Consider the following 18,880-nt stretch of genomic DNA (forward strand, 5'->3'; position numbering starts at 1 on the left):
GTCATCGTGCTCGGTTGCGTGCCGGTCCCAGTATGGGGGGTGCCGCACGGACCCGCACAGTGCCCGGGCGGGTCGTTCGCCGCCCGGTGAACGGTGGGCGGTGAGCAGCGGCAGCGGGCAGCTGGCGGCCGGTGGCGTGCGGCGGCGGACCATGACACGGAACGGGCCCGCACGGTGTGCACCGTGCGGGCCCGTCGGGGCAGGAGTCCGGGAGGGAACGGGCTCAGCTGTCCTGGGAGTAGTCCAGGTGCTCGGTGTGGAGGCGGATCTTGCGGCCCTCGGCTTCCAGCTTCTCCTCCTTGGCGCGCAGCTTCTCCACCTGGGTGGTGTCGCGGGGCGGGAGCTGGATGGTCTCCTCGGCCCGGATGCCGCCCTGCAGCTGGCGGCCGCGCTCGAGCTCGGCGTCCACCTCGGCTCCGAAGAGCAGCGCGTTGTTCATGACCCACAGGCCCAGCAGCAGGATGATCACGGAGCCGATGACCCCGTAGGTGGCGTTGTACTTCGCGAAGTTGGCCACGTAGAACGCGAACGCGAGCCCCGCAACGATCATGAACACGAGCGAGATGGCCGCGCCGGGGCTCATCCAGCGGAACTTGGGCTGCCGCACGTTCGGAGTCGCGTAGAAGAGGATGGCGATGAGGAGCACGAGCAGGACCAGGACCACGGGGATCTTGGCCCAGTTCCACACGGTGACCGCGGTGGATCCCAGACCCACGGCGTCACCGAGGGTCTGCGCGAGGTCTCCCGAGAGCAGCACCATGATCATCACGGCGGCGACGATCAGCACCACGATCAGGGTCACGAGCAGTATGACGGGCTTGAGCTTCCAGAAGGGGCGCCCCTCGGCGACCTCGTAGATGCGGTTGAGCGCGCGGGAGAAGGCACCGGTGTAGCCGGAAGCGGTCCACAGCGCACCCACGATGCCGACCACCAGGGCGAGTCCGGCACCGGACTGGGTGGTCAGCTGCGAGATCGGCTCCGAGAGCAGGTCCACGAGGGCCGCGGGTGCGTACTGGTCCAGGAAGTCCAGGATGGCCTTGGTGGTGGCCTCACCCTGGCCGAAGACGCCCAGCAGCGACACCAGCGCCAGCAGCGCGGGGAAGATGGACAGCACCGCGAAGTAGGTCAGGGTGGCGGCGAGGTCCGTGCAGCCGTCCTTGGTGAACTCGGACAGTGCCCGCTTGAAGATGTACCCCCATGACTGCCCCTTGAGCTTGCCGGGGGAATCGGGCTTGGTGCCGTGGTCCGGGTGGGGCGCGGAGTCCTCCCGGGCCACTGTGGACTCCAGGTTCTGGTGGGTCATGGGGGTCCTCTCGAAGGGGGAAGCAGCGATCTCCGCGGTGTTCTGGCAGAACTGCCGCACTGTGTGCACCACGGGGTCAGGAAGAAGTGTACTGATCTTGGAACCTGCAGGGGCATGGTGAACGCGTCCGGGAGCGAATGCGGCGGGGGGGAGACAGATCACCGCGCCCGTGAAAGGTTCACGGACGCGGTGACGGGTGCTGCGGTGGGCTACCGGGACAGCGAGAGCGCGTACTGGTGGATGCGCTCGCTCAGCCGTGTGAGCACCCGGATCTCCTGGGAGTCCAGTGCCGTGCTCATCACGTCCGCGACCTTCTGGTCGTTGTCCTCGGAGATCTGCTTGTAGAGCCGCCCCCCGGCCTCGGTCAGCGCCACTCGCACGCCTCGCAGGTCCTGCGAGTCCTGGCGGCGGGTGACGAGACCCTTGTTCTCGAGCCGCTCCAGCATGCGGGACAGGCTGGACTGCGTGAGCAGCACGTGGCTGTTCAGGTCCCGCAGCCGCAGTCCGCCACGATCCGCGCCGTCCAAGGTGGCCAGCACCTCGAACTCACGGCGTGAGAGACCGCGCAGGTCCACGTCGCGCTGCAGCTGCCGGGTCACCGACACGTGGCAGCGGCTCAGAGCGTCCCAGGCCTCGATGCTCCCCCTAGATGTCATAGTTCCCCCTTTGCGACGTTCACCCCCTATGAACGTTATCTATATGTTACGAGAGCAAAAGGATGCATTTCCGGCCGCCGCTGTCCACACTTCTGGCCGAACGGGGCGTGCCTGTCCACGCAACGGGGTACACGACGGCGCGGGGGCCGGTACGCGCAGTGCGTACCGGCCCCCGCGGGCCCACCCGAACGGGTGGGCTACTCGATGCCGAGCACCGAGGCGGTGTGACCCATGATCTCGTCCGCGAGGCGAGGGTTGTCATTGAGCGTGGTCCCGTAGGACGGGATGAGCTCCTTGATCCGGGGCTCCCACTCGGACATCTTGGCTGGGAAGCACTTGGACAGCAGGTTGAGCATGATCGGCACGGCCGTGGAGGCACCGGGGGACGCCCCGAGGAGGGCGCCGATGGAGCCGTCCGCGCTGGTCACGAGCTCGGTGCCGAACTGCAGCACGCCGCCCTTCTTGGCGTCGGACTTCATGACCTGCACGCGCTGGCCCGCCTCGATGAGCTCCCACTGGGAGCCGTCGGCGGTGGGGTAGTACTCGTGCAGGGCATCGATGCGCTGCGCCCTGGTCTTGGTGAGCTCGCCCACGAGGTACTTAACGAGGTCCAGGTTGGCCATGCCGGCGCGGGTCATGGGGTAGAGGTTGTGCGCCCGCACGCTCTTGGGCAGGTCCAGCAGGGAGCCGTGCTTGAGGAAGTTGGGCTTGAACCCGCCGTAGGGGCCGAACATGATGGCGCGGCGCCCGTTGACGTAGCGCGTGTCCAGGTGGGGCACGGACATGGGAGGTGCTCCCACGGAGGCCTGGCCGTAGACCTTGGCGTTGTGCTGAGCCGTGACGGAGGGATCGGTGTTGCGCAGGAACAGCCCGGACACGGGGAACCCGCCGTAGCCCTTGGCCTCCTTGATGCCGGACTTCTGCAGCAGCGGCAGCGCACCGCCGCCCGCACCCAGGAAGACGAAGCCCGCGCGGATCACGCGGTTGTTGTCGCTGTTCAGGCGGTCCTCCACCGAGACCAGCCAGGAGCCGTCACTCTGGCGGTCCAGGGTGGTGACCTCCTGGCCGTACTGCACGGTGATGCTTCGCCCGGTCAGGTGGTCCAGCATCTGGTTGGTGAGGGTGCCGAAGTCCACGTCGGTGCCCTCCGGGGCGAACGTGGCGGCCACCCGGCCTGCACCGCGCCCGTGCATCGTGAGCGGTGCCCACTGCGCAATCAGGTCGCGGTCCTCGGTGAACTCCATGCGCTCGAAGAGCTTGTGGGGCTTGAAGGCCTCGTAGCGGGCCCGCAGGTAGGTGGCGTGGTCCTCGCCGAACACCATGGACACGTGCGGAACCGGGTTGATGAAGGAGCGGGGTTCCCGCAGCGTGCCGTTCTCCACCAGGGAGCTCCACAGCTGGCGCGTGACTTGGAACTGCTCGTTGATGTTCAGCGCCTTCTCCGCGCCCACGGTGCCGTCCGCGGCCTGCGGGGCGTAGTTGAGCTCGCACAGGGCGGAGTGCCCGGTGCCCGCGTTGTTCCACGCGTTGGAGCTCTCCAGCCCGGCCGCGTCCAGGCGCTCGAGCACGAGCAGCTTCCAGTCCGGCTGCAGGTCGTTGAGCAGGGTTGCCAGGGTGGCGCTCATGATGCCGGCGCCCACGAGGACGACGTCGACGGATTCGGTGGGCTGAGGTGAAGTCACTGTGTCTCCCGTGCGTGCAGGGTGGGCGCGGCACTGCGCCCGTGCGTTCGTCGTCCAGGGTATCCCCAGCCCCGGGCTTCTCCCAACGCGTCCCGGGGCCGCACGGGGCGCGCCACGACGCCGCCCGCGCGCCTCGCCGGGGCCGGGTCACCGTCCGGGCTGCACGGGGCGGTGAGTGGGTTCAGGCGAGCTGCAGCTCGTTGAAGCGCTCGAACCCGGTGGAGGTGAGCGGGAAGCTGACCACGCGCGAGTTCACGGCCACGGCAGAGACCGGGTGGCACAGGGGAACCGCGGGCAGCACCTCGGACACACGGTCGTTGAGCGTCTTGTACGCGGCGGTGCGGGGGTCCCCCTGCGCCATGCCGGCGGCGCGGTTGACCGCGGTGGTGAGTCCGGCGTCGTCGTCCCCCAGCAGGGCGAGCTCCGTGCCCAGGAGGGGGCCCATGAAGCTGTCCGGGTCCCGGAAGCTCCCGCTCCAGCCCATGAGGCTGAACGCGTGGTCACCGGACGGATCCGTCACGGCGTCCGCGTAGCCGCGGTCCCAGTCCATGGGCACGGGGGTGATGCGGAAGCCGGCCTTCGTGAGCTGGGCGGAGATCTGCGCGTACACCCGCTCGGGCTCCTGCAGGTACAGGCGCGAGGTGTTGCGCGGGTAGACGAACTTCAGGCGCTGGCCCCTGTAGGAGCTGGCCTGGAGCAGGTCCTTGGCGCGCTGGGGATCGTAGCCGGGGATCTGGAGGTTGTCCCCGTCCACGGTGAAGCGGGCCGGCACGAACTGGTCCGCCACATTGGTGCCGTTGGGGAAGAGGTTCTTCGCCAGAGCCCCGCGGTCCACGGCCGCGGCCGCGGCCCGGCGCACGTCCACGTCCCGGAACAGGGGCAGGGAGCGGTTCATCCCGAGGTAGCACACGGAGTAGGGGTCCCGGTAGAGCACCTGCACACCCTCGCGCGCCAGCGGCGCGAAGGCGTCCATCCCCACGAGGTCGTAGGCGTCCACATCCCCGCTCAGCAGGGCGGCGCAGCGCACGTGGGCGTCCGGCACCACGCGCATCTCGAGTGTGCCCACCTGACCCAGCTCCCCCCAGTAGCGCTCGTTGGCGAGCAGCGTGACGCTCTCGGGGTCCGCGGAGTCCAGGCGGAAGGGGCCCGTGCCCACGAGGTGCTCGTCCTCGGTGCCCGCACGGATGCTCTCGGGGGAGGCCATGCCGAAGGCGGGCTGGGTCAGTGCGGAGAGCAGGGGGGAGTAGGGGCGGGTCAGTCGGAGCACCACGGTCCGCTCGTCCGCGACGTCCACGCCCGCGTAGCAGGAGGAGACCGAGGACCCGGTTCGGCCGTGGCGGAAGGTCGTGGCGAATGCGCACCGCGGTGCCCACGGCTGCTCGGACTCGGACTGTGCCTGCCACTTCTCGAAGTTCGCCTTGACCGCGGCGGCGTCGAACTCGGTGCCGTCGTGGAACAGGACGTCGTCCCGCAGCCGGAAGGTCACGGAGCGCTTGTCGTCCGCCACGGTCCAGGACTCCGCCAGACCGGGTGCGGCCTCCCCCGTGGAGCGGTCGGCCGTCACGAGCCCCTCGAGCACCTGCGTGGCGATCCGCGAGGTCTCCTGGGAGGTGCGTCGTGAGGGGTCCAGGCCCGTGGGTGCCGCCGCGTGGGCCAGGACGAAGTGACCACCGGGGACCGATGCGCTGGACCCGGAGTGCGCGCCGGGACGTCCGCAGCCGGTCAGGACCGCGCCGAGTCCGGCGGCGGCAAGGAACGCACGCCGCCCGAAACCGTTCTCATACGTCACCGAGGGCCCTTTCTGCCGCCGTGGTCCCGTTCTGCGTGGCGGTCCGCAGCTGTCTGGTGCGCAAGACGGGAATCGAACCCGCACGCCGTGAGGCACAGGAACCTAAATCCTGCGTGTCTGCCAGTTCCACCACTCGCGCCGCTGCCGGGTCCGGAGCCAGCAGGGTCCGGCTCCACCCGGGAGCGCCCACCTTATCAACCGCCCGTCATGCGGATGGCCCACGGCGCCGAGGGCCCGCGGCCCTGGCCTCGGCGCCGGGCACGTTCGCGTCCCGCGGGCCAGCTGTGGGGGCCGTGGGGGAGCAGGAGCAGGTTCAGCCGTCCAGGCCGAGGTCCCGGCGCAGCTTCGCCACGTGACCGGTGGCGCGCACGTTGTACTGGGCGAGCACCACGGTGCCGGTCTCGTCCAGGACCACGGTGGAGCGGATGAGGCCCTCGTAGACCTTCCCGTAGTTCTTCTTCTCGCCCCAGGCGCCGTAGGCCTCGGCCACCCGGTGGTCGGGGTCGGAGAGCAGCGGGAAGCCCAGCTCCTGAGCTGCGGCGAACCGCTCCAGCGCGGCCGGCTCGTCCGGGGAGATGCCGATCACCCGGTAGCCTGCGGACGCGAGCGAGGCCAGGCTGTCCCGGAAGTCGCAGGCCTGCGTGGTGCACCCCGGGGTGGCCGCGCGCGGGTAGAAGTACACGATGACCTTCTCGCCACGCATGTCCTCCAGGGACACGGGCTTCCCGTGGGCGTCCGGGAGGGTGAAGGCAGGGGCGGCGGTGCCGGGGGCAAGGCGATCGGCCATGAGGTGTTCCTTACGGTGTGGTGACAGATGTTCCCTAAACAGTCCGACCTCGCGTACAGTTCAGGGGTGCGGACGGGGTCGCGCTGCTCGTCAGGTGATCATCCCACGGCCCGGGTGTCTCTCGTCCCGGCCCTCCGCACGACGCCGCTCGGTCGGCATCCTCTGCGCGGTCGGGATCCCCTGCGCACGCGGGAGCCCGGCGGCGGGGGATTTGACTTGAACGTCCTCCTGGAGTATAGGAAGCGGATCACGTCGAGCGGATATAGTTGTCTCATGTCGTACAGGAACCAGTGGCCCACGAACCGTCTGCTGTCCACGGCAGCGCGACTCGTGGAGCACGCGTGGAACGAGGACCTCGCGTCTCTCGGGGTGACCCACGCGGGCGTCATGGCACTGGACGTCCTGCAGTCCGAGGGGAGCATGACGCAGGCCCAGCTCGCGAGTCAGGTGCGCGTCCAGGCGCAGACCATGGGCAAGACCCTGCACCGCCTCGAGGCCCACGGCCACGTGACCCGTTCCCGCAACGAGCGTGACCGCCGCTCCCACGTGGTGGCCATCTCGCTGGCGGGGGAGCGGGTGCTCGCGGACGCGGCGCGCCTGGAGCAGAATCTGCTGGGTGAGTCCCGTGACTCCGACGAGCAGTTCCGGGACCGCCTCGTGGAGATCATTGCCGCCCACGGTGGAGCCCGGTGGCGCAGGGAGGTCGAGGACGGTCGCTCCCGGAGCCACGGTGCGGCGACGGCGGACCGGGGCGCGGGAGCCCTTGCAGAGGGTCACTGACCCCTCCCTCTTTCTCCACCCGCTCTTCCTGCACCGGCAGACGCCGCTGCCCGGCCCGCCCCGGTTGCTCTCCGAGACCCCCTGCCCCGCGCCGTGAAGCCCGTCGTACGGGCCGGGAATCCTGAACCCGGGCCTGGACGGGGTGCCGGACACGACAAAGGCCGGACCACCACGGTGGTCCGGCCTTCGTCTCTGCTGTGCGCCCCCAGGGACTTGAACCCTGAACCCATTGATTAAGAGTCAATTGCTCTGCCAATTGAGCTAGAGGCGCGTGTGCTGCTGTCGGTTTGCGGCGGTCTTTCCCCGCTGCTTTCCCCTGCAACGAGAGATAACTTTAGCAGTCCGACGGGGTGAGTCAAATCGAGGTCCGGGGGTGGCTCGCACCCCGGGCGGTGCGCACCGGCGGGCGGCCTGCCGCGCCGTAGAATCGGTGTCATGAGCCACCCTGGACCCCCCGTTGACCCTGCCTCCCTGCGCGTGGTCTCCCTGCCGGAGCAGGAGCTGTTCGATGCGGTGGTGCCGCACGTCACGGACTTCCGCTGCGTCCTGTGGGACATGGTGGGGGAGCCGGAGGGGTGTGCCCGCGAGGAGGTGGATGTCGCGGTGGCCCCCTACTACAGTGCGCGCTGGCGGAGGGATCCCTCCGTCCTGCGGGACGTCTCCCTGCTCCAGTTGCAGTCGACGGGCTACGACGGGGTGCCCGAGCTGCTCGGGGACGGCACCGCACTCGCCGCGGCCGGCTGGGTCCACGCCGCCGGAACCGCCGAGATCGCGCTGGGTCTGATCCTCGCGGCCCAGCGCAACCTGGACCGTGCCGTGCGGCAGCAGGCGGACGGTGTCTACCGGCAGTTCTTCTCCCGCTCGCTCGCGGACTCCCGGGTCACCGTGGTGGGGGTTGGGGAGATCGGGCGGGCTGTGGTCGCGCGGCTGGAGCCGTTCGAGGTGGAGCTCACCCGGGTGGCCAGCACGGCGAGGGAGGACGAGCGGGGGAGCGTCCACGGCATCGCCGAGCTGGGGGAGATCTTGCCCCGCACGGACGTCCTGGTGCTCGCCCTGCCCCTCAGCGACGCGACCCGTGGACTCGTGGGCGCCGAGGCCCTGGCGGCCCTGCCGGACGACGCACTGGTGGTCAACGTGGGCCGCGGGGCCGTGGTGGACACCGTGGCGCTGAGCGCGGAGGTGTGCTCGGGAAGGCTGCGGTGCGCGCTCGACGTCGTGGAGCCCGAGCCCCTGCCGGGAGACCACCCGCTCATGAGCGCCCGGGGGTCGATCATCGCGCCCCACGTGGGCGGTTCCAACTCCTCGTACCTGCCACGGATGCGGGACCTCCTCCTGCAGCAGCTCGCCGCCCTCCGGCAGGGCAGGGCGCCGCAGTTCCTGGTCAGCCCGGGGCGTCTCATGATCTGAGACGAGGTGTCCGCAGATTGACACGATGGTTTCCTGCGTCACACCATGAGGGCATGACTTCGGCGCTGCGCATCATCATCGACCTCGTACCGGTCGTCCTCGTGGGACATCCGGCCTGAGGCGGTCTCGACGCGCGCGTTCCCCAGGCCCTCAGCCCACGAGATCCGTGGCAGGGGCCTTTTTCATGCACGACCCCATCCCGGTCGCACCCGCCAGGCACCACCCCGCCGGGCATCCCGCACCCCACAGCACGTAAGGACACAGCACATGAGTAAGGACCAGCCGATCTCCCCGGCGGTGATGGCTCAGCGGCGCGCTCCGTCCGCGCCCACGGAGCAGGCCGCCGAGTCGGACCAGGTACTGCTGACCGGTTCCGCCACGGATGTCGTGGCCCCGGAGGAGATGACCGGCTCGCAGGCCATCATCCGCTCGCTCGAGCTGCTCGGTGTCACGGATGTCTTCGGTCTGCCGGGTGGCGCGATCCTGCCCACGTACGACCCGCTGTTGGACACGGACAAGATCAACCACGTGCTCGTGCGCCACGAGCAGGGCGCGGGCCATGCCGCCGAGGGCTACGCCCTGGCCTCGGGCCGCGTGGGGGTGTGCATTGCCACCTCCGGCCCCGGTGCAACGAACCTCGTGACGGCACTGGCGGACGCCAACATGGACTCCATCCCCATGCTTGCGATCACCGGCCAGGTGGCCAGCTCCTCGATCGGCACGGACGCCTTCCAGGAGGCGGACATCGTGGGGATGACCATGCCGGTGACCAAGCACTCCTACCTGGTGACCGACGCCCGGGACATCCCCCGGGTGCTCGCCGAGGCCTACCACCTGGCCTCGACCGGCCGTCCGGGACCCGTGCTGGTGGACGTGGCCAAGGACGCCCAGCAGGGGAGCCTGACCTTCAGCTGGCCGCCGCACGTGGAGCTCAAGGGCTACCGCCCCGTCACCCGGGGGCACTCCAAGCAGATCAAGGAGGCGGCCCGTCTCATCGCCGAGGCCAGGCGTCCCGTCCTCTACACGGGCGGCGGGGCCATGCGGGCCGACGTCGCCGCGGAGCTGACCGAGCTGGCCGAGCTCACCGGGGCCCCCGTGGTCACCACCCTGACGGCCCGCGGCATCTTCCCGGACTCCCACCGGCAGAACCTGGGGATGCCGGGGATGCACGGCACGGTGCCTGCGGTGTACGCAATGCAGCAGTCGGACCTGCTGATCACGCTCGGCGCGCGCTTCGACGACCGCGTCACCGGTCAGCTGGACACGTTCGCCCCGAACGCGAAGGTGATCCACGCGGACATCGACCCCGCGGAGATCTCGAAGAACCGGATCGCGGACGTGCCGATCGTGGGGGACCTCAAGCACGTGATCCCGGACCTCACCCAGGCCGTGCGCCAGGAGTTCGCGGACGCGCAGACCCCGGACCTGACCACGTGGTGGGAGACGCTGGACTCCCTGCGCGAGACCTACCCCCTGGGCTACACGAGCACCGACGACGGCCACGGCAGCCCGCAGCACGTGATCGAGCGGATCTCGGCACTGACCGGCCCGGAGGCCGTCTACGCCTCCGGTGTGGGCCAGCACCAGATGTGGTCCGCCCAGTTCGTGGACTACGAGCGTCCCCGGCAGTGGCTGAACTCCTCCGGCCTGGGCACCATGGGCTTCGCGGTCCCCGCGGCCATGGGCGCCAAGGTGTCCCAGCCGGACCGCGTGGTGTGGGCGATCGACGGCGACGGCTGCTTCCAGATGACCAACCAGGAGCTCGCCACGTGCGTGCTCAACGACATCCCCATCAAGGTGGCGGTGATCAACAACTCGTCGCTCGGCATGGTGCGGCAGTGGCAGACGCTGTTCTACGACGGCCGCTACTCCAACACCGAGCTGAACACGGGCCACGACTCGCGCCGGATCCCCGACTTCGTGAAGCTCGCGGAGGCCTACGGCTGCGCGGCGCTGCGCTGCGAGCGGGACGAGGACGTGGACGCCACCATCCAACAGGCGCTGGAGATCAACGACCGCCCGGTGGTGATCGACTTCGTGGTCTCCGCGGACGCCATGGTGTGGCCCATGGTCCCCTCCGGTGTCTCCAACGACCAGATCCAGATCGCCCGCAACATGACTCCCGAGTGGAAGACGGAGGACTGATCCATGAGCCGACACACCCTCTCCGTCCTGGTGGAGGACAAGCCCGGCGTGCTGACCCGGGTGGCCGGGCTCTTCGCCCGCCGCGCCTTCAACATCCACTCGCTGGCCGTGGGCCCCACCGAACTGTCCGGAATCTCCCGGATCACCGTGGTGGTGGACGCGGACGGCGAGCTGCTCGAGCAGGTCACCAAGCAGCTGAACAAGCTCATCAACGTGATCAAGATCGTGGAGCTCGCGCCGGAGGCCTCCGTGCAGCGGGACCACATCATGGTCAAGGTCCGCGCGGACGCCGCCACCCGGTTGCAGGTCACGCAGGCCGCGGACCTGTTCCGTGCCACCATCGTGGACGTCTCCACGGAGTCCGTGGTCATCGAGTCCACGGGGTCCCGGGACAAGATCCACGCGCTGCTGGACGTCCTGGAGCCCTTCGGGATCCGCGAGATCGTCCGCGCCGGCACCGTGGCCCTCGGCCGCGGCCCCAAGTCCATGTCGGACAGGGCGCTGCGACACTGACCGTACGACCACCCTCAGACCCGGTCCGGCGTGGCGCCCCAGAGCCCGCGCGGGACCACCAACGACCCACCCGCTACCCAAGGAGACAGAGCACCCCATGGCCAAGATCTACTACAACGACGACGCCGACCTCTCGATCATCCAGAACCGCTCCGTGGCCATCATCGGCTACGGCTCGCAGGGCCACGCCCACGCGCTGAACCTGCGCGACTCCGGCGTGGACGTCCGCATCGGCCTCAACGAGGGCTCGAGGTCCCGCGCCAAGGCGGAGGCCGAGGGCCTGCGGGTGCTCTCCATCGCGGACGCCGCCAAGGAGGCGGACGTGATCATGATCCTGACCCCGGACCAGGTCCAGGCGCAGGTCTTCGAGGAGTCCGTCAAGGACAACCTGGACGAGGGCGACGCCATCTTCTTCGCGCACGGCTTCAACATCCGCTTCGGCTACATCGAGGCGCCCCAGGGCGTGGACGTGGCCATGGTCGCCCCCAAGGGCCCCGGCCACACCGTCCGCCGCGAGTTCGAGGCCGGGCGCGGCGTCCCGGACCTCGTGGCCGTGGAGGTCGACGCCTCGGGGCAGGCCCTGCAGCTGGCCCTGTCCTACGCGAAGGGCATTGGCGGCACGCGCGCCGGCGTCATCGAGACCACCTTCACGGAGGAGACCGAGTCGGACCTGTTCGGCGAGCAGGCCGTGCTGTGCGGTGGTGTGTCCCACCTGGTCCAGTACGGCTTCGAGACGCTGACCGAGGCGGGCTACCAGCCCGAGATCGCCTACTTCGAGGTGCTGCACGAGCTCAAGCTGATCGTGGACCTCATGGTCGAGGGCGGCATTGCCAAGCAGCGCTGGTCCTGCTCCGACACCGCCGAGTACGGCGACTACGTCTCCGGCCCCCGCGTGATCCAGCCGGACGTCAAGGAGCGCATGCAGGAGGTCCTCGCGGACATCCGGAACGGCGCCTTCGCGGACCGCTTCATGAAGGACCAGGCCTCCGGCGCCAAGGAGTTCAACGAGCTGCGCGCCAAGGAGGAGAAGCACCCCATCGAGACCACGGGCCGCCAGCTGCGCTCGCTCTTCGCGTGGGAGCAGACGGACGAGGACTACACCGAGGGCACCGCCGCGCGCTGATCCTCTCCCGCGTCGCCCGCCGCCCGCGGCGGAGGGGAACGGCACACCCCACCACGACGCCGCGGCGCCCCTCCCACGGGACGGGCGCCGCGGCGTCGTCGTGCCCAGGGGAGCAGGACCTCCCGCGCCTGGGACGGGCGCGGTGCCGCGGGGTGGCTAGAGTGGAGGGGTGACTGAGCAGACTCCCTTCTACGCGACCACGGCCATCTCGTACCCGAACGGGCGCCCCCACATCGGCCACGCCTACGAGGCGATCGCCGCCGACACCCTGGTGCGGTTCAAGCGCCTGGACGGGTTCGAGACCCGCTTCCAGACGGGCACGGACGAGCACGGTCAGAAGATGCAGCAGACGGCCGAGAAGCTCGGCACCACCCCGCGCGAGCTCGCGGACACCAACTCCGCGCGCTTCCGGGAGATGGACGACGAGCTGGAGATCTCCTACGACCGCTTCATCCGCACCACGGACGCGGACCACGCCGCGGCGTCGCAGGAGCTGTGGCGGCGCATGGAGGCCAACGGGGACATCTACCTGGACACCTACGCCGGGTGGTACTCCGTGCGGGACGAGGCGTACTACGCGGAGGACGAGACCGAGGTACGAGCGGACGGGCAGCGCTACTCGATCGGCACGGGCACCGAGTTGACCTGGACCGAGGAGGAGAGCTACTTCTTCCGGCTCTCCCGCTACCAGGACCGCCTGCTCGAGCTCTACCGGAGCGGGTTCGTGCAGCCGGAGACACGCTCGCACGAGATCGCGTCCTTCGTGGAAGGGGGACTGCAGGACCTCTCCATCTCCCGCACCACCTTCGATTGGGGTGTGCCCGTGCCGGGCAACCCGGACCACGTGATGTACGTGTGGGTGGACGCCCTGACCAACTACCTCACCGGTCTGGGCTACCCGGACACCGAGAACCCCCTGTTCCAGCGGTTCTGGCCCGCGGACGTGCACCTGATCGGCAAGGACATCGCGCGCTTCCACGCCGTGTTCTGGCCCGCGTTCCTGATGTCCGCGGGACTGGAGTTGCCGCGTAAGGTGTTCGCGCACGGATTCCTCTTCAACCAGGGGGAGAAGATGTCCAAGTCCGTGGGCAACGTGATCGACCCCCACGCGCTGATCGGGGAGTACGGGTTGGACCCGCTGCGGTTCTTCCTGCTGCGCGAGGTGCCGTTCGGGCAGGACGGCAACTACTCGCACGACGCCATCGTGGGGCGCATCAACTCGGACCTCGCCAACGACCTCGGCAACCTGGCCCAGCGCAGCCTGTCGATGGTCGCCAAGAACCTGGACGGCACGGTCCCCGGGCCCGGCGAGCTCACGGCGGAGGACCGGGCGATGCTGGACGAGGCGCGGGCCGTGGTGGCGGAGTACCGCACGGCGTTCGACGCCCTGGCCTTCCACCGGGGGCTCGAGTCCGTGTGGCGCGTGATCGCCTCCGCCAACCGCTACTTCACGGCCCAGCAGCCCTGGGTGCTGCGCAAGACCGATCCCGGGCGCATGGCCACCGTGCTGTACACGACCGCCGAGGTGGTGCGCATCGTGGCCGTCCTGGTGCAGCCCGTGATGCCCGGTGCCATGGCGCGGCTCCTGGACCAGCTCGGCCAGCCCGAGGGGCCGGCCCGCACGTTCGCCGCTCTGGACACCCCGCTGGCCCCCGGCACGCCACTGCCCAAGCCCTCGGGCGTTTTCCCGCGCTACGAGGAGCCCACGGCGCTCGCGGACTGAGGTGTCCCTGCGCCCCGGCCCGGGCCGGAGCGCCTCGGGTGTCCGCTGTCCTCGGACGGAGGGGACCTGCACGGAGGGGCCCGCTGCCTGCCGGGCCCCTCCTGCATGCTCTCCGCCCACACGCGCGGCTACCTGCCGTCTCAACATGTGGAACAGGCGTTCATCATGTGGATGTGCCCGTTCTCATGCCCCTAGGGTGGGCGCATGAGCGAATCCACTGCCGCCGAGACCGCCCGCCACCACTCGATCGCCGTGCTTCCCGGGGACGGGATCGGCCCGGAGGTGGTCGCGGAGGCGGTCAAGGTCCTCGACGCCGTCACGGACCCCGCCGGGGTGACGCTGGAGAAGACCACCTATCCGCTGGGTGCTGCGCACTGGCTCGACACCGGTGAGGTGTTGAACGAGGACACCATGGAGCGGCTCCGCCAGCACGACGCGATCCTCTTCGGTGCGGTGGGCGCTGCCCCGAACGACCGGCGGGTGCCCTCCGGCCTCCTGGAGCGGGACCTGCTGCTCAAGCTGCGCTTCGGCCTCGACCACTACGTCAACCTGCGCCCGGCCACCCTCTACCCGGGGACCACGAGTCCGCTGGCGGACCCCGGGGACATCGACTTCGTGGTGGTCCGGGAGGGCACCGAGGGCCCGTACGCGGGCAACGGCGGCACCCTGCGCACCGGAACCGAGCACGAGATCGCCACCGAGGTCTCCGTGAACACCGCCCACGGTGTGCGCCGGCTGGTGCGCTACGCCTTCGGGCTCGCCCAGAGCCGTGCGCGCAGGAAGCTGACCCTGGTGCACAAGCACAACGTGCTGGTCAACGCGGGTCGGCTGTACCAGCGCACGGTGGACGAGGTGGCGGAACAGTTCCCCGACGTCACGGTGGACTACATGCACATCGACGCCGCCACGATCTTCCTGACCACGGACCCCGCACGGTTCGACGTGATCGTCACGGACAACCTGTTCGGGGACATCCTCACGGACCAGGCCGGCGCGATCACGGGCGGGATCGGGCTCGCGCCGAGCGGCAACATCAACGCGGACCGCACGGCCCCGTCCATGTTCGAACCCGTCCACGGGTCCGCCCCGGACATCGCCGGCACGGGCACTGCGCAGCCCACCGCCGCGATCCTCGCCGGTGCCATGATGCTCGAGCACCTGGGCCACCCCGAGCTGGCCGACCGGGTGAACCGCGCCGTGCGCGCGGACCTCGAGGAGAACGGCCCCGCCACGCGCGGCACGACACGGGTGGGCGACGACGTCGTGGCCCGCCTCCGCGCCGTCGGTGCGTAGCTGCCGGGTGCGGTCCCCACGGGACGGCATACTGGTGAGACACACATCACGCTGCACCCTGCCCCGCCGGGCGGGTGGCGCGACCGCACCGTCGAAGGAGACCACCCGTGAGCACTGAGTTCACCCGGCAGATCAACCCCCAGCCCGCCACCGACGAGGTGCGTGCCGCAGTCCTGGAGAACCCCGGTTTCGGTCAGCACTTCACGGACCACATGGTCTGCATCGACTGGCAGGGCGACGTCCAGAAGGGCACCGGCAGCTGGGACAACGCGCGCATCCAGCCCTACGGTCCGCTGAGCCTGGACCCCTCCACGTCCGTGCTGCACTACGGCCAGGAGATCTTCGAGGGTCTCAAGGCCTACCGCCACCAGGACGGCTCCGTGTGGAGCTTCCGCCCCGAGGCCAACGCCGCCCGGCTGAACCGCTCGGCGCAGCGCCTCGCCCTGCCCGCCCTGCCCGAGGAGACGTTCGTGGACGCGGTCCGGGAGCTCGTGCGGGTGGACGAGGCGTGGGTGCCCTCCGGGGAGGGGGAGTCCCTGTACCTGCGCCCGTTCATGATCGGCACCGAGCCGTTCCTGGGCGTGCGGCCCTCCAAACAGGCACTCTTCTCCGTCATCGCCTCCCCGGCGGGCAACTACTTCGGCACCGTGGAGCCCGTGGACATCTGGCTCTCCGACACGTGGGCGCGTGCGGGCAAGGGGGGCACGGGTGCGGCCAAGTGCGGCGGCAACTACGCCGCGTCGCTCATCGCGCAGCTGGAGGGGGACGCCCACGGCTGCAGCCAGGTGCTCTTCCTCGACCCGGAGCGCGAGGGCGCCGTGGAGGAGCTCGGCGGCATGAACGTGTTCTTCGTCTTCGACGACAACCGCCTGGTGACCCCCGAGCTGACCGGCACCATCCTCGAGGGCATCACGCGGGACTCCGTGCTGAAGCTGGCCCGGGACCGCGGCATGCAGGTGGAGGAGCGCGCGTTCACCCTGGACGAGTGGCGTGAGGGCAAGCGCTCGGGCCGCCTCACGGAGGTCTTCGCGTGCGGCACCGCCGCCGTGATCGCCCCGGTGCGCCGGCTCCTGAGCCACGACGAGGTGATCGGCTCGGAGCACGAGCGCCCCGGCGAGGTCACCATGGCCATCCGCCGGCAGCTGCTCGACGTGCAGACCGGCAGGGCCGAGGACCCCCACGGCTGGCTGACCCGCCTCGTGTGATCCTCCACGTCCGTGGCGGCCCTGGTCCGTGCTGAACGGACCGGGGCCGCTGTGTAGCCTGTGGGCATGCGCATCGCACGGTTCACACACGAGAATGAAATCCACTACGGCACCGTCCACGGGGACCCGGGGCAGGAGACGCTGCGGTACCTCACCGGGGATCCCCTGTACGTGGGCGTCCAGGAGCTGGACCGCACCGTCGCGGTGTCCGAGGCCCGGCTGCTCGCACCGGTGATCCCGCGCTCCAAGATCGTGTGCGTGGGCCGCAACTACGCCGAGCACGCCGCGGAGATGGGCAACGACGTCCCGTCCCGGCCGCTGCTGTTCTTCAAACCCAACACGGCCGTCTCCGGCCCCGGCGATCCCGTGACCCTGCCCGCGTGGACCGAGGAGGTCTCCTACGAGGCCGAGCTGGCGGTGGTGATCGGGCGCATGTGCAAGGACGTCCCGGTGGAGCGCGTGCCGGAGGTGGTGTTCGGCTACACCGCGGCCAACGACCTCACCGCCCGGGACGCCCAGCGCACGGAAGGCCAGTGGGCCCGGGCCAAGGGCTTCGACGGCGCGTGCCCCCTGGGCCCGTGGGTCGAGACGGACCTGGACACCTCGGCCCTGTCCGTGCGCTCCTCCGTGAACGGGGAGCTCAAGCAGGACGGCAGCACCGCCGACATGATCTTCGACGTCCCCGCGCTGGTGTCCTACGTGTCCGAGGCGTTCACCCTGCTGCCCGGGGACGTGATCCTCACGGGCACACCCGCCGGTGTGGGCACCGTGGACGAGGGTGACCAGCTCTCGGTGGAGGTCGAGGGCATCGGCGAGCTCACCACCGTCCTGCGCCGCTAGGGCCGGGGCGGGCGGCGGTCCGGGGGCACCCCGTAGAATGGCGCCATCATGACTGACGACGCATCCACTCTGCATCCCACCGTTCCCGAGGGCACTCCCGTCCGCGTGCGCTTCTGCCCGTCCCCCACGGGCACCCCGCACGTGGGCCTCATCCGCACCGCGCTGTTCAACTGGGCCTGGGCGCGGCACACCGGCGGCACCCTGGTGTTCCGCATCGAGGACACGGACGCCGCCCGCGACTCCGAGGAGAGCTTCCAGCAGATCCTGGAGGCCCTGGACTGGCTGGGCATCACGTGGGACGAGGGCGTGAACGTGGGCGGTCCCCACGAGCCCTACCGGCAGTCCCAGCGCGGCGAGATCTACCAGGATGTCCTGCGCCGCCTGGTGGCCGCCGGCCACGTGTACGAGGACTTCTCCACCCCGGAGGAGGTGGAGCAGCGCCACCGCGAGAAGGGTGAGGACCCCAAGCGCGGCTACGACAACTTCGATCGCGACCTCACGGAGGAGCAGAAGGCGGCGTACCGCGCGGAGGGCCGCCAGCCCGTGCTGCGCCTGCGCATGCCGGACGAGGACATCTCCTTCACGGACCTGGTCCGCGGTGAGATCACCTTCAAGGCCGGTTCGGTCCCGGACTTCGTGGTGGCCCGCGCCAACGGCAAGCCCCTCTACACCCTGGTGAACCCCGTGGACGATGCCCTCATGGGCATCACCCAGGTGCTGCGCGGGGAGGACCTGCTGTCCTCCACCCCGCGCCAGATCGCGCTGTACCGCGCGCTCGTGGCCATTGGCGTGGCCGAGTTCATCCCGGAGTTCGGCCACCTGCCGTACGTGATGGGCGAGGGCAACAAGAAGCTCTCCAAGCGGGACCCGGAGTCCAATCTGTTCCACCACCGGGACAACGGGTTCATCCCCGAGGGCCTGCTGAACTACCTGGCCCTGCTGGGCTGGTCCCTGTCCGCGGACGAGGACATCTTCACGGTGGAGCAGCTCGTGGCGAACTTCGACATCCACGACGTGCTGGCCAACCCCGCGCGCTTCGACGTCAAGAAGGCCACGGCCATCAACGGCACCCACGTGCGCATGCTGGAGCCGGAGGACTTCCGCAACCGGCTGGTCCCGTACCTGCGTGCCGCCGGCCTGGTGGGGGAGACCCTCACCCCGCGCGAGAACGAGATCCTGGACCAGGCCGCGCCGCTCGTGCAGGAGCGCATGAACCTGCTGGGTGAGACCGAGGGCCTGGTGGGCTTCCTCTTCCGCTCGGACGACGAGATCGTGGTCGCGGACGACGCCGCCAAGCAGCTCAGGGAGAGCGCGCCCCAGGTGCTCGACGCCGCGATCACGGCCCTGGAGCCCCTCCCGGACTTCTCCGCCGCGGCCATCGAGACCGCGCTGCGCGAGGCCATCGTGGACGGGCTGGGCATCAAGCCCCGGCTCGCGTTCGGACCCGTGCGCACCGCCGTGTCCGGGCAGCGCATCTCCCCGCCGCTGTTCGAGTCGCTGGAGATCCTGGGCAGGGACTCGTCCCTGGCGCGCCTCAGGGCTCTGCGGGCCACGCTGGGGGACTGACTCCTCCCACTTCGTGGTCCCCTCGTCCTCCGCGGGCGGGGGACCACGAGGCCCCGCCCCACGGCACC

Annotated in this window: 15 protein-coding genes and 2 tRNA genes; 10 read left to right on the forward strand and 7 right to left on the reverse strand. The window is 70.1% G+C overall.

What is annotated here, in order from left to right:
* Positions 1–223: 223 nt before the first annotated feature.
* From CWC38_RS02780 to bcp, 6 genes are all read right to left on the reverse strand, one after another.
* Positions 224–1,375: a YihY/virulence factor BrkB family protein gene (locus tag CWC38_RS02780; protein WP_338067513.1), complete on the reverse strand. Its 1,152-nt coding sequence runs from the start codon at positions 1,373–1,375 to the stop codon at positions 224–226.
* A gap of 137 nt (positions 1,376–1,512) precedes the next feature.
* Entirely contained in the window at positions 1,513–1,959 is a 447-nt protein-coding gene (locus tag CWC38_RS02785) for a MarR family winged helix-turn-helix transcriptional regulator (protein ID WP_121845307.1), read from the reverse strand.
* 197 nt (positions 1,960–2,156) lie between these two features.
* A complete protein-coding gene (locus CWC38_RS02790) occupies positions 2,157–3,641 on the reverse strand; it encodes a malate:quinone oxidoreductase (RefSeq protein ID WP_121845308.1) in 1,485 nt (494 codons plus the stop codon).
* Between the two features lie 181 nt (positions 3,642–3,822).
* Positions 3,823–5,430 carry an ABC transporter substrate-binding protein gene (locus CWC38_RS02795; protein ID WP_121845309.1) on the reverse strand — a complete coding sequence of 536 codons (1,608 nt, stop codon included), beginning with the start codon at positions 5,428–5,430 and terminating at the stop codon, positions 3,823–3,825.
* A gap of 54 nt (positions 5,431–5,484) precedes the next feature.
* A tRNA-Leu gene (locus CWC38_RS02800) sits at positions 5,485–5,569 on the reverse strand.
* A 174-nt stretch (positions 5,570–5,743) separates the two neighbouring features.
* A complete protein-coding gene (gene bcp / locus CWC38_RS02805) occupies positions 5,744–6,217 on the reverse strand; it encodes a thioredoxin-dependent thiol peroxidase (RefSeq protein ID WP_121845310.1) in 474 nt (157 codons plus the stop codon).
* A 273-nt stretch (positions 6,218–6,490) separates the two neighbouring features.
* On the opposite strand from bcp, the gene CWC38_RS02810 reads away from it, so the two are divergent.
* Positions 6,491–6,997, forward strand: a complete 507-nt coding sequence (locus CWC38_RS02810) for a MarR family winged helix-turn-helix transcriptional regulator (protein ID WP_121845311.1) — start codon at positions 6,491–6,493, stop codon at positions 6,995–6,997.
* A 198-nt stretch (positions 6,998–7,195) separates the two neighbouring features.
* Here the strand turns inward: CWC38_RS02810 and CWC38_RS02815 are convergent.
* A tRNA-Lys gene (locus CWC38_RS02815) sits at positions 7,196–7,268 on the reverse strand.
* A gap of 164 nt (positions 7,269–7,432) precedes the next feature.
* Here CWC38_RS02815 and CWC38_RS02820 point away from each other — a divergent pair.
* From CWC38_RS02820 to gltX, 9 genes are all read left to right on the forward strand, one after another.
* Entirely contained in the window at positions 7,433–8,404 is a 972-nt protein-coding gene (locus CWC38_RS02820; protein ID WP_121845312.1) for an NAD(P)-dependent oxidoreductase, read from the forward strand.
* 267 nt (positions 8,405–8,671) lie between these two features.
* Positions 8,672–10,549 (forward strand): acetolactate synthase large subunit, encoded by a 1,878-nt coding sequence (locus tag CWC38_RS02825; protein ID WP_121845313.1) that lies wholly within the window; start codon positions 8,672–8,674, stop codon positions 10,547–10,549.
* Positions 10,550–10,552: 3 nt separating this feature from the next.
* Positions 10,553–11,062, forward strand: a complete 510-nt coding sequence (ilvN, locus tag CWC38_RS02830) for an acetolactate synthase small subunit (RefSeq protein ID WP_121845314.1) — start codon at positions 10,553–10,555, stop codon at positions 11,060–11,062.
* A 97-nt stretch (positions 11,063–11,159) separates the two neighbouring features.
* On the forward strand, positions 11,160–12,185 hold the full coding sequence (ilvC, locus tag CWC38_RS02835) for a ketol-acid reductoisomerase (RefSeq protein ID WP_121845315.1): 1,026 nt from the start codon (positions 11,160–11,162) through the stop codon (positions 12,183–12,185).
* A gap of 169 nt (positions 12,186–12,354) precedes the next feature.
* Positions 12,355–13,908 carry a methionine--tRNA ligase gene (gene metG / locus CWC38_RS02840; RefSeq protein WP_121845316.1) on the forward strand — a complete coding sequence of 518 codons (1,554 nt, stop codon included), beginning with the start codon at positions 12,355–12,357 and terminating at the stop codon, positions 13,906–13,908.
* Positions 13,909–14,112: 204 nt separating this feature from the next.
* On the forward strand, positions 14,113–15,201 hold the full coding sequence (locus CWC38_RS02845) for a 3-isopropylmalate dehydrogenase (RefSeq protein WP_121845317.1): 1,089 nt from the start codon (positions 14,113–14,115) through the stop codon (positions 15,199–15,201).
* Positions 15,202–15,308: 107 nt separating this feature from the next.
* Entirely contained in the window at positions 15,309–16,406 is a 1,098-nt protein-coding gene (locus tag CWC38_RS02850; protein ID WP_121845318.1) for a branched-chain amino acid aminotransferase, read from the forward strand.
* Positions 16,407–16,472: 66 nt separating this feature from the next.
* The gene (locus CWC38_RS02855; protein ID WP_121845325.1) at positions 16,473–17,246 is read left to right on the forward strand and encodes a fumarylacetoacetate hydrolase family protein; all 774 of its coding nucleotides are present in this window, start codon (positions 16,473–16,475) and stop codon (positions 17,244–17,246) included.
* Positions 17,247–17,294: 48 nt separating this feature from the next.
* Positions 17,295–18,812: a glutamate--tRNA ligase gene (gene gltX / locus CWC38_RS02860; protein ID WP_121845319.1), complete on the forward strand. Its 1,518-nt coding sequence runs from the start codon at positions 17,295–17,297 to the stop codon at positions 18,810–18,812.
* Positions 18,813–18,880 lie beyond the last annotated feature (68 nt).

It is taken from the genome of Kocuria tytonicola (genome assembly GCF_003687455.1).
Taxonomy (GTDB): Bacteria; Actinomycetota; Actinomycetes; order Actinomycetales; family Micrococcaceae; genus Kocuria; species Kocuria tytonicola.

What these genes read in the sequence shown, in the direction of transcription:
- CWC38_RS02785 (WP_121845307.1), bottom strand. Translation starts at nt 1,959, where the DNA reads ATGACATCTAGGGGGAGCATCGAGGCCTGGGACGCTCTGAGCCGCTGC.
- bcp (WP_121845310.1), bottom strand. Translation starts at nt 6,217, where the DNA reads ATGGCCGATCGCCTTGCCCCCGGCACCGCCGCCCCTGCCTTCACCCTC.
- CWC38_RS02810 (WP_121845311.1), top strand. Translation starts at nt 6,491, where the DNA reads ATGTCGTACAGGAACCAGTGGCCCACGAACCGTCTGCTGTCCACGGCA.
- CWC38_RS02820 (WP_121845312.1), top strand. Translation starts at nt 7,433, where the DNA reads ATGAGCCACCCTGGACCCCCCGTTGACCCTGCCTCCCTGCGCGTGGTC.
- CWC38_RS02825 (WP_121845313.1), top strand. Translation starts at nt 8,672, where the DNA reads ATGAGTAAGGACCAGCCGATCTCCCCGGCGGTGATGGCTCAGCGGCGC.
- ilvN (WP_121845314.1), top strand. Translation starts at nt 10,553, where the DNA reads ATGAGCCGACACACCCTCTCCGTCCTGGTGGAGGACAAGCCCGGCGTG.
- ilvC (WP_121845315.1), top strand. Translation starts at nt 11,160, where the DNA reads ATGGCCAAGATCTACTACAACGACGACGCCGACCTCTCGATCATCCAG.
- CWC38_RS02845 (WP_121845317.1), top strand. Translation starts at nt 14,113, where the DNA reads ATGAGCGAATCCACTGCCGCCGAGACCGCCCGCCACCACTCGATCGCC.
- CWC38_RS02855 (WP_121845325.1), top strand. Translation starts at nt 16,473, where the DNA reads ATGCGCATCGCACGGTTCACACACGAGAATGAAATCCACTACGGCACC.
- gltX (WP_121845319.1), top strand. Translation starts at nt 17,295, where the DNA reads ATGACTGACGACGCATCCACTCTGCATCCCACCGTTCCCGAGGGCACT.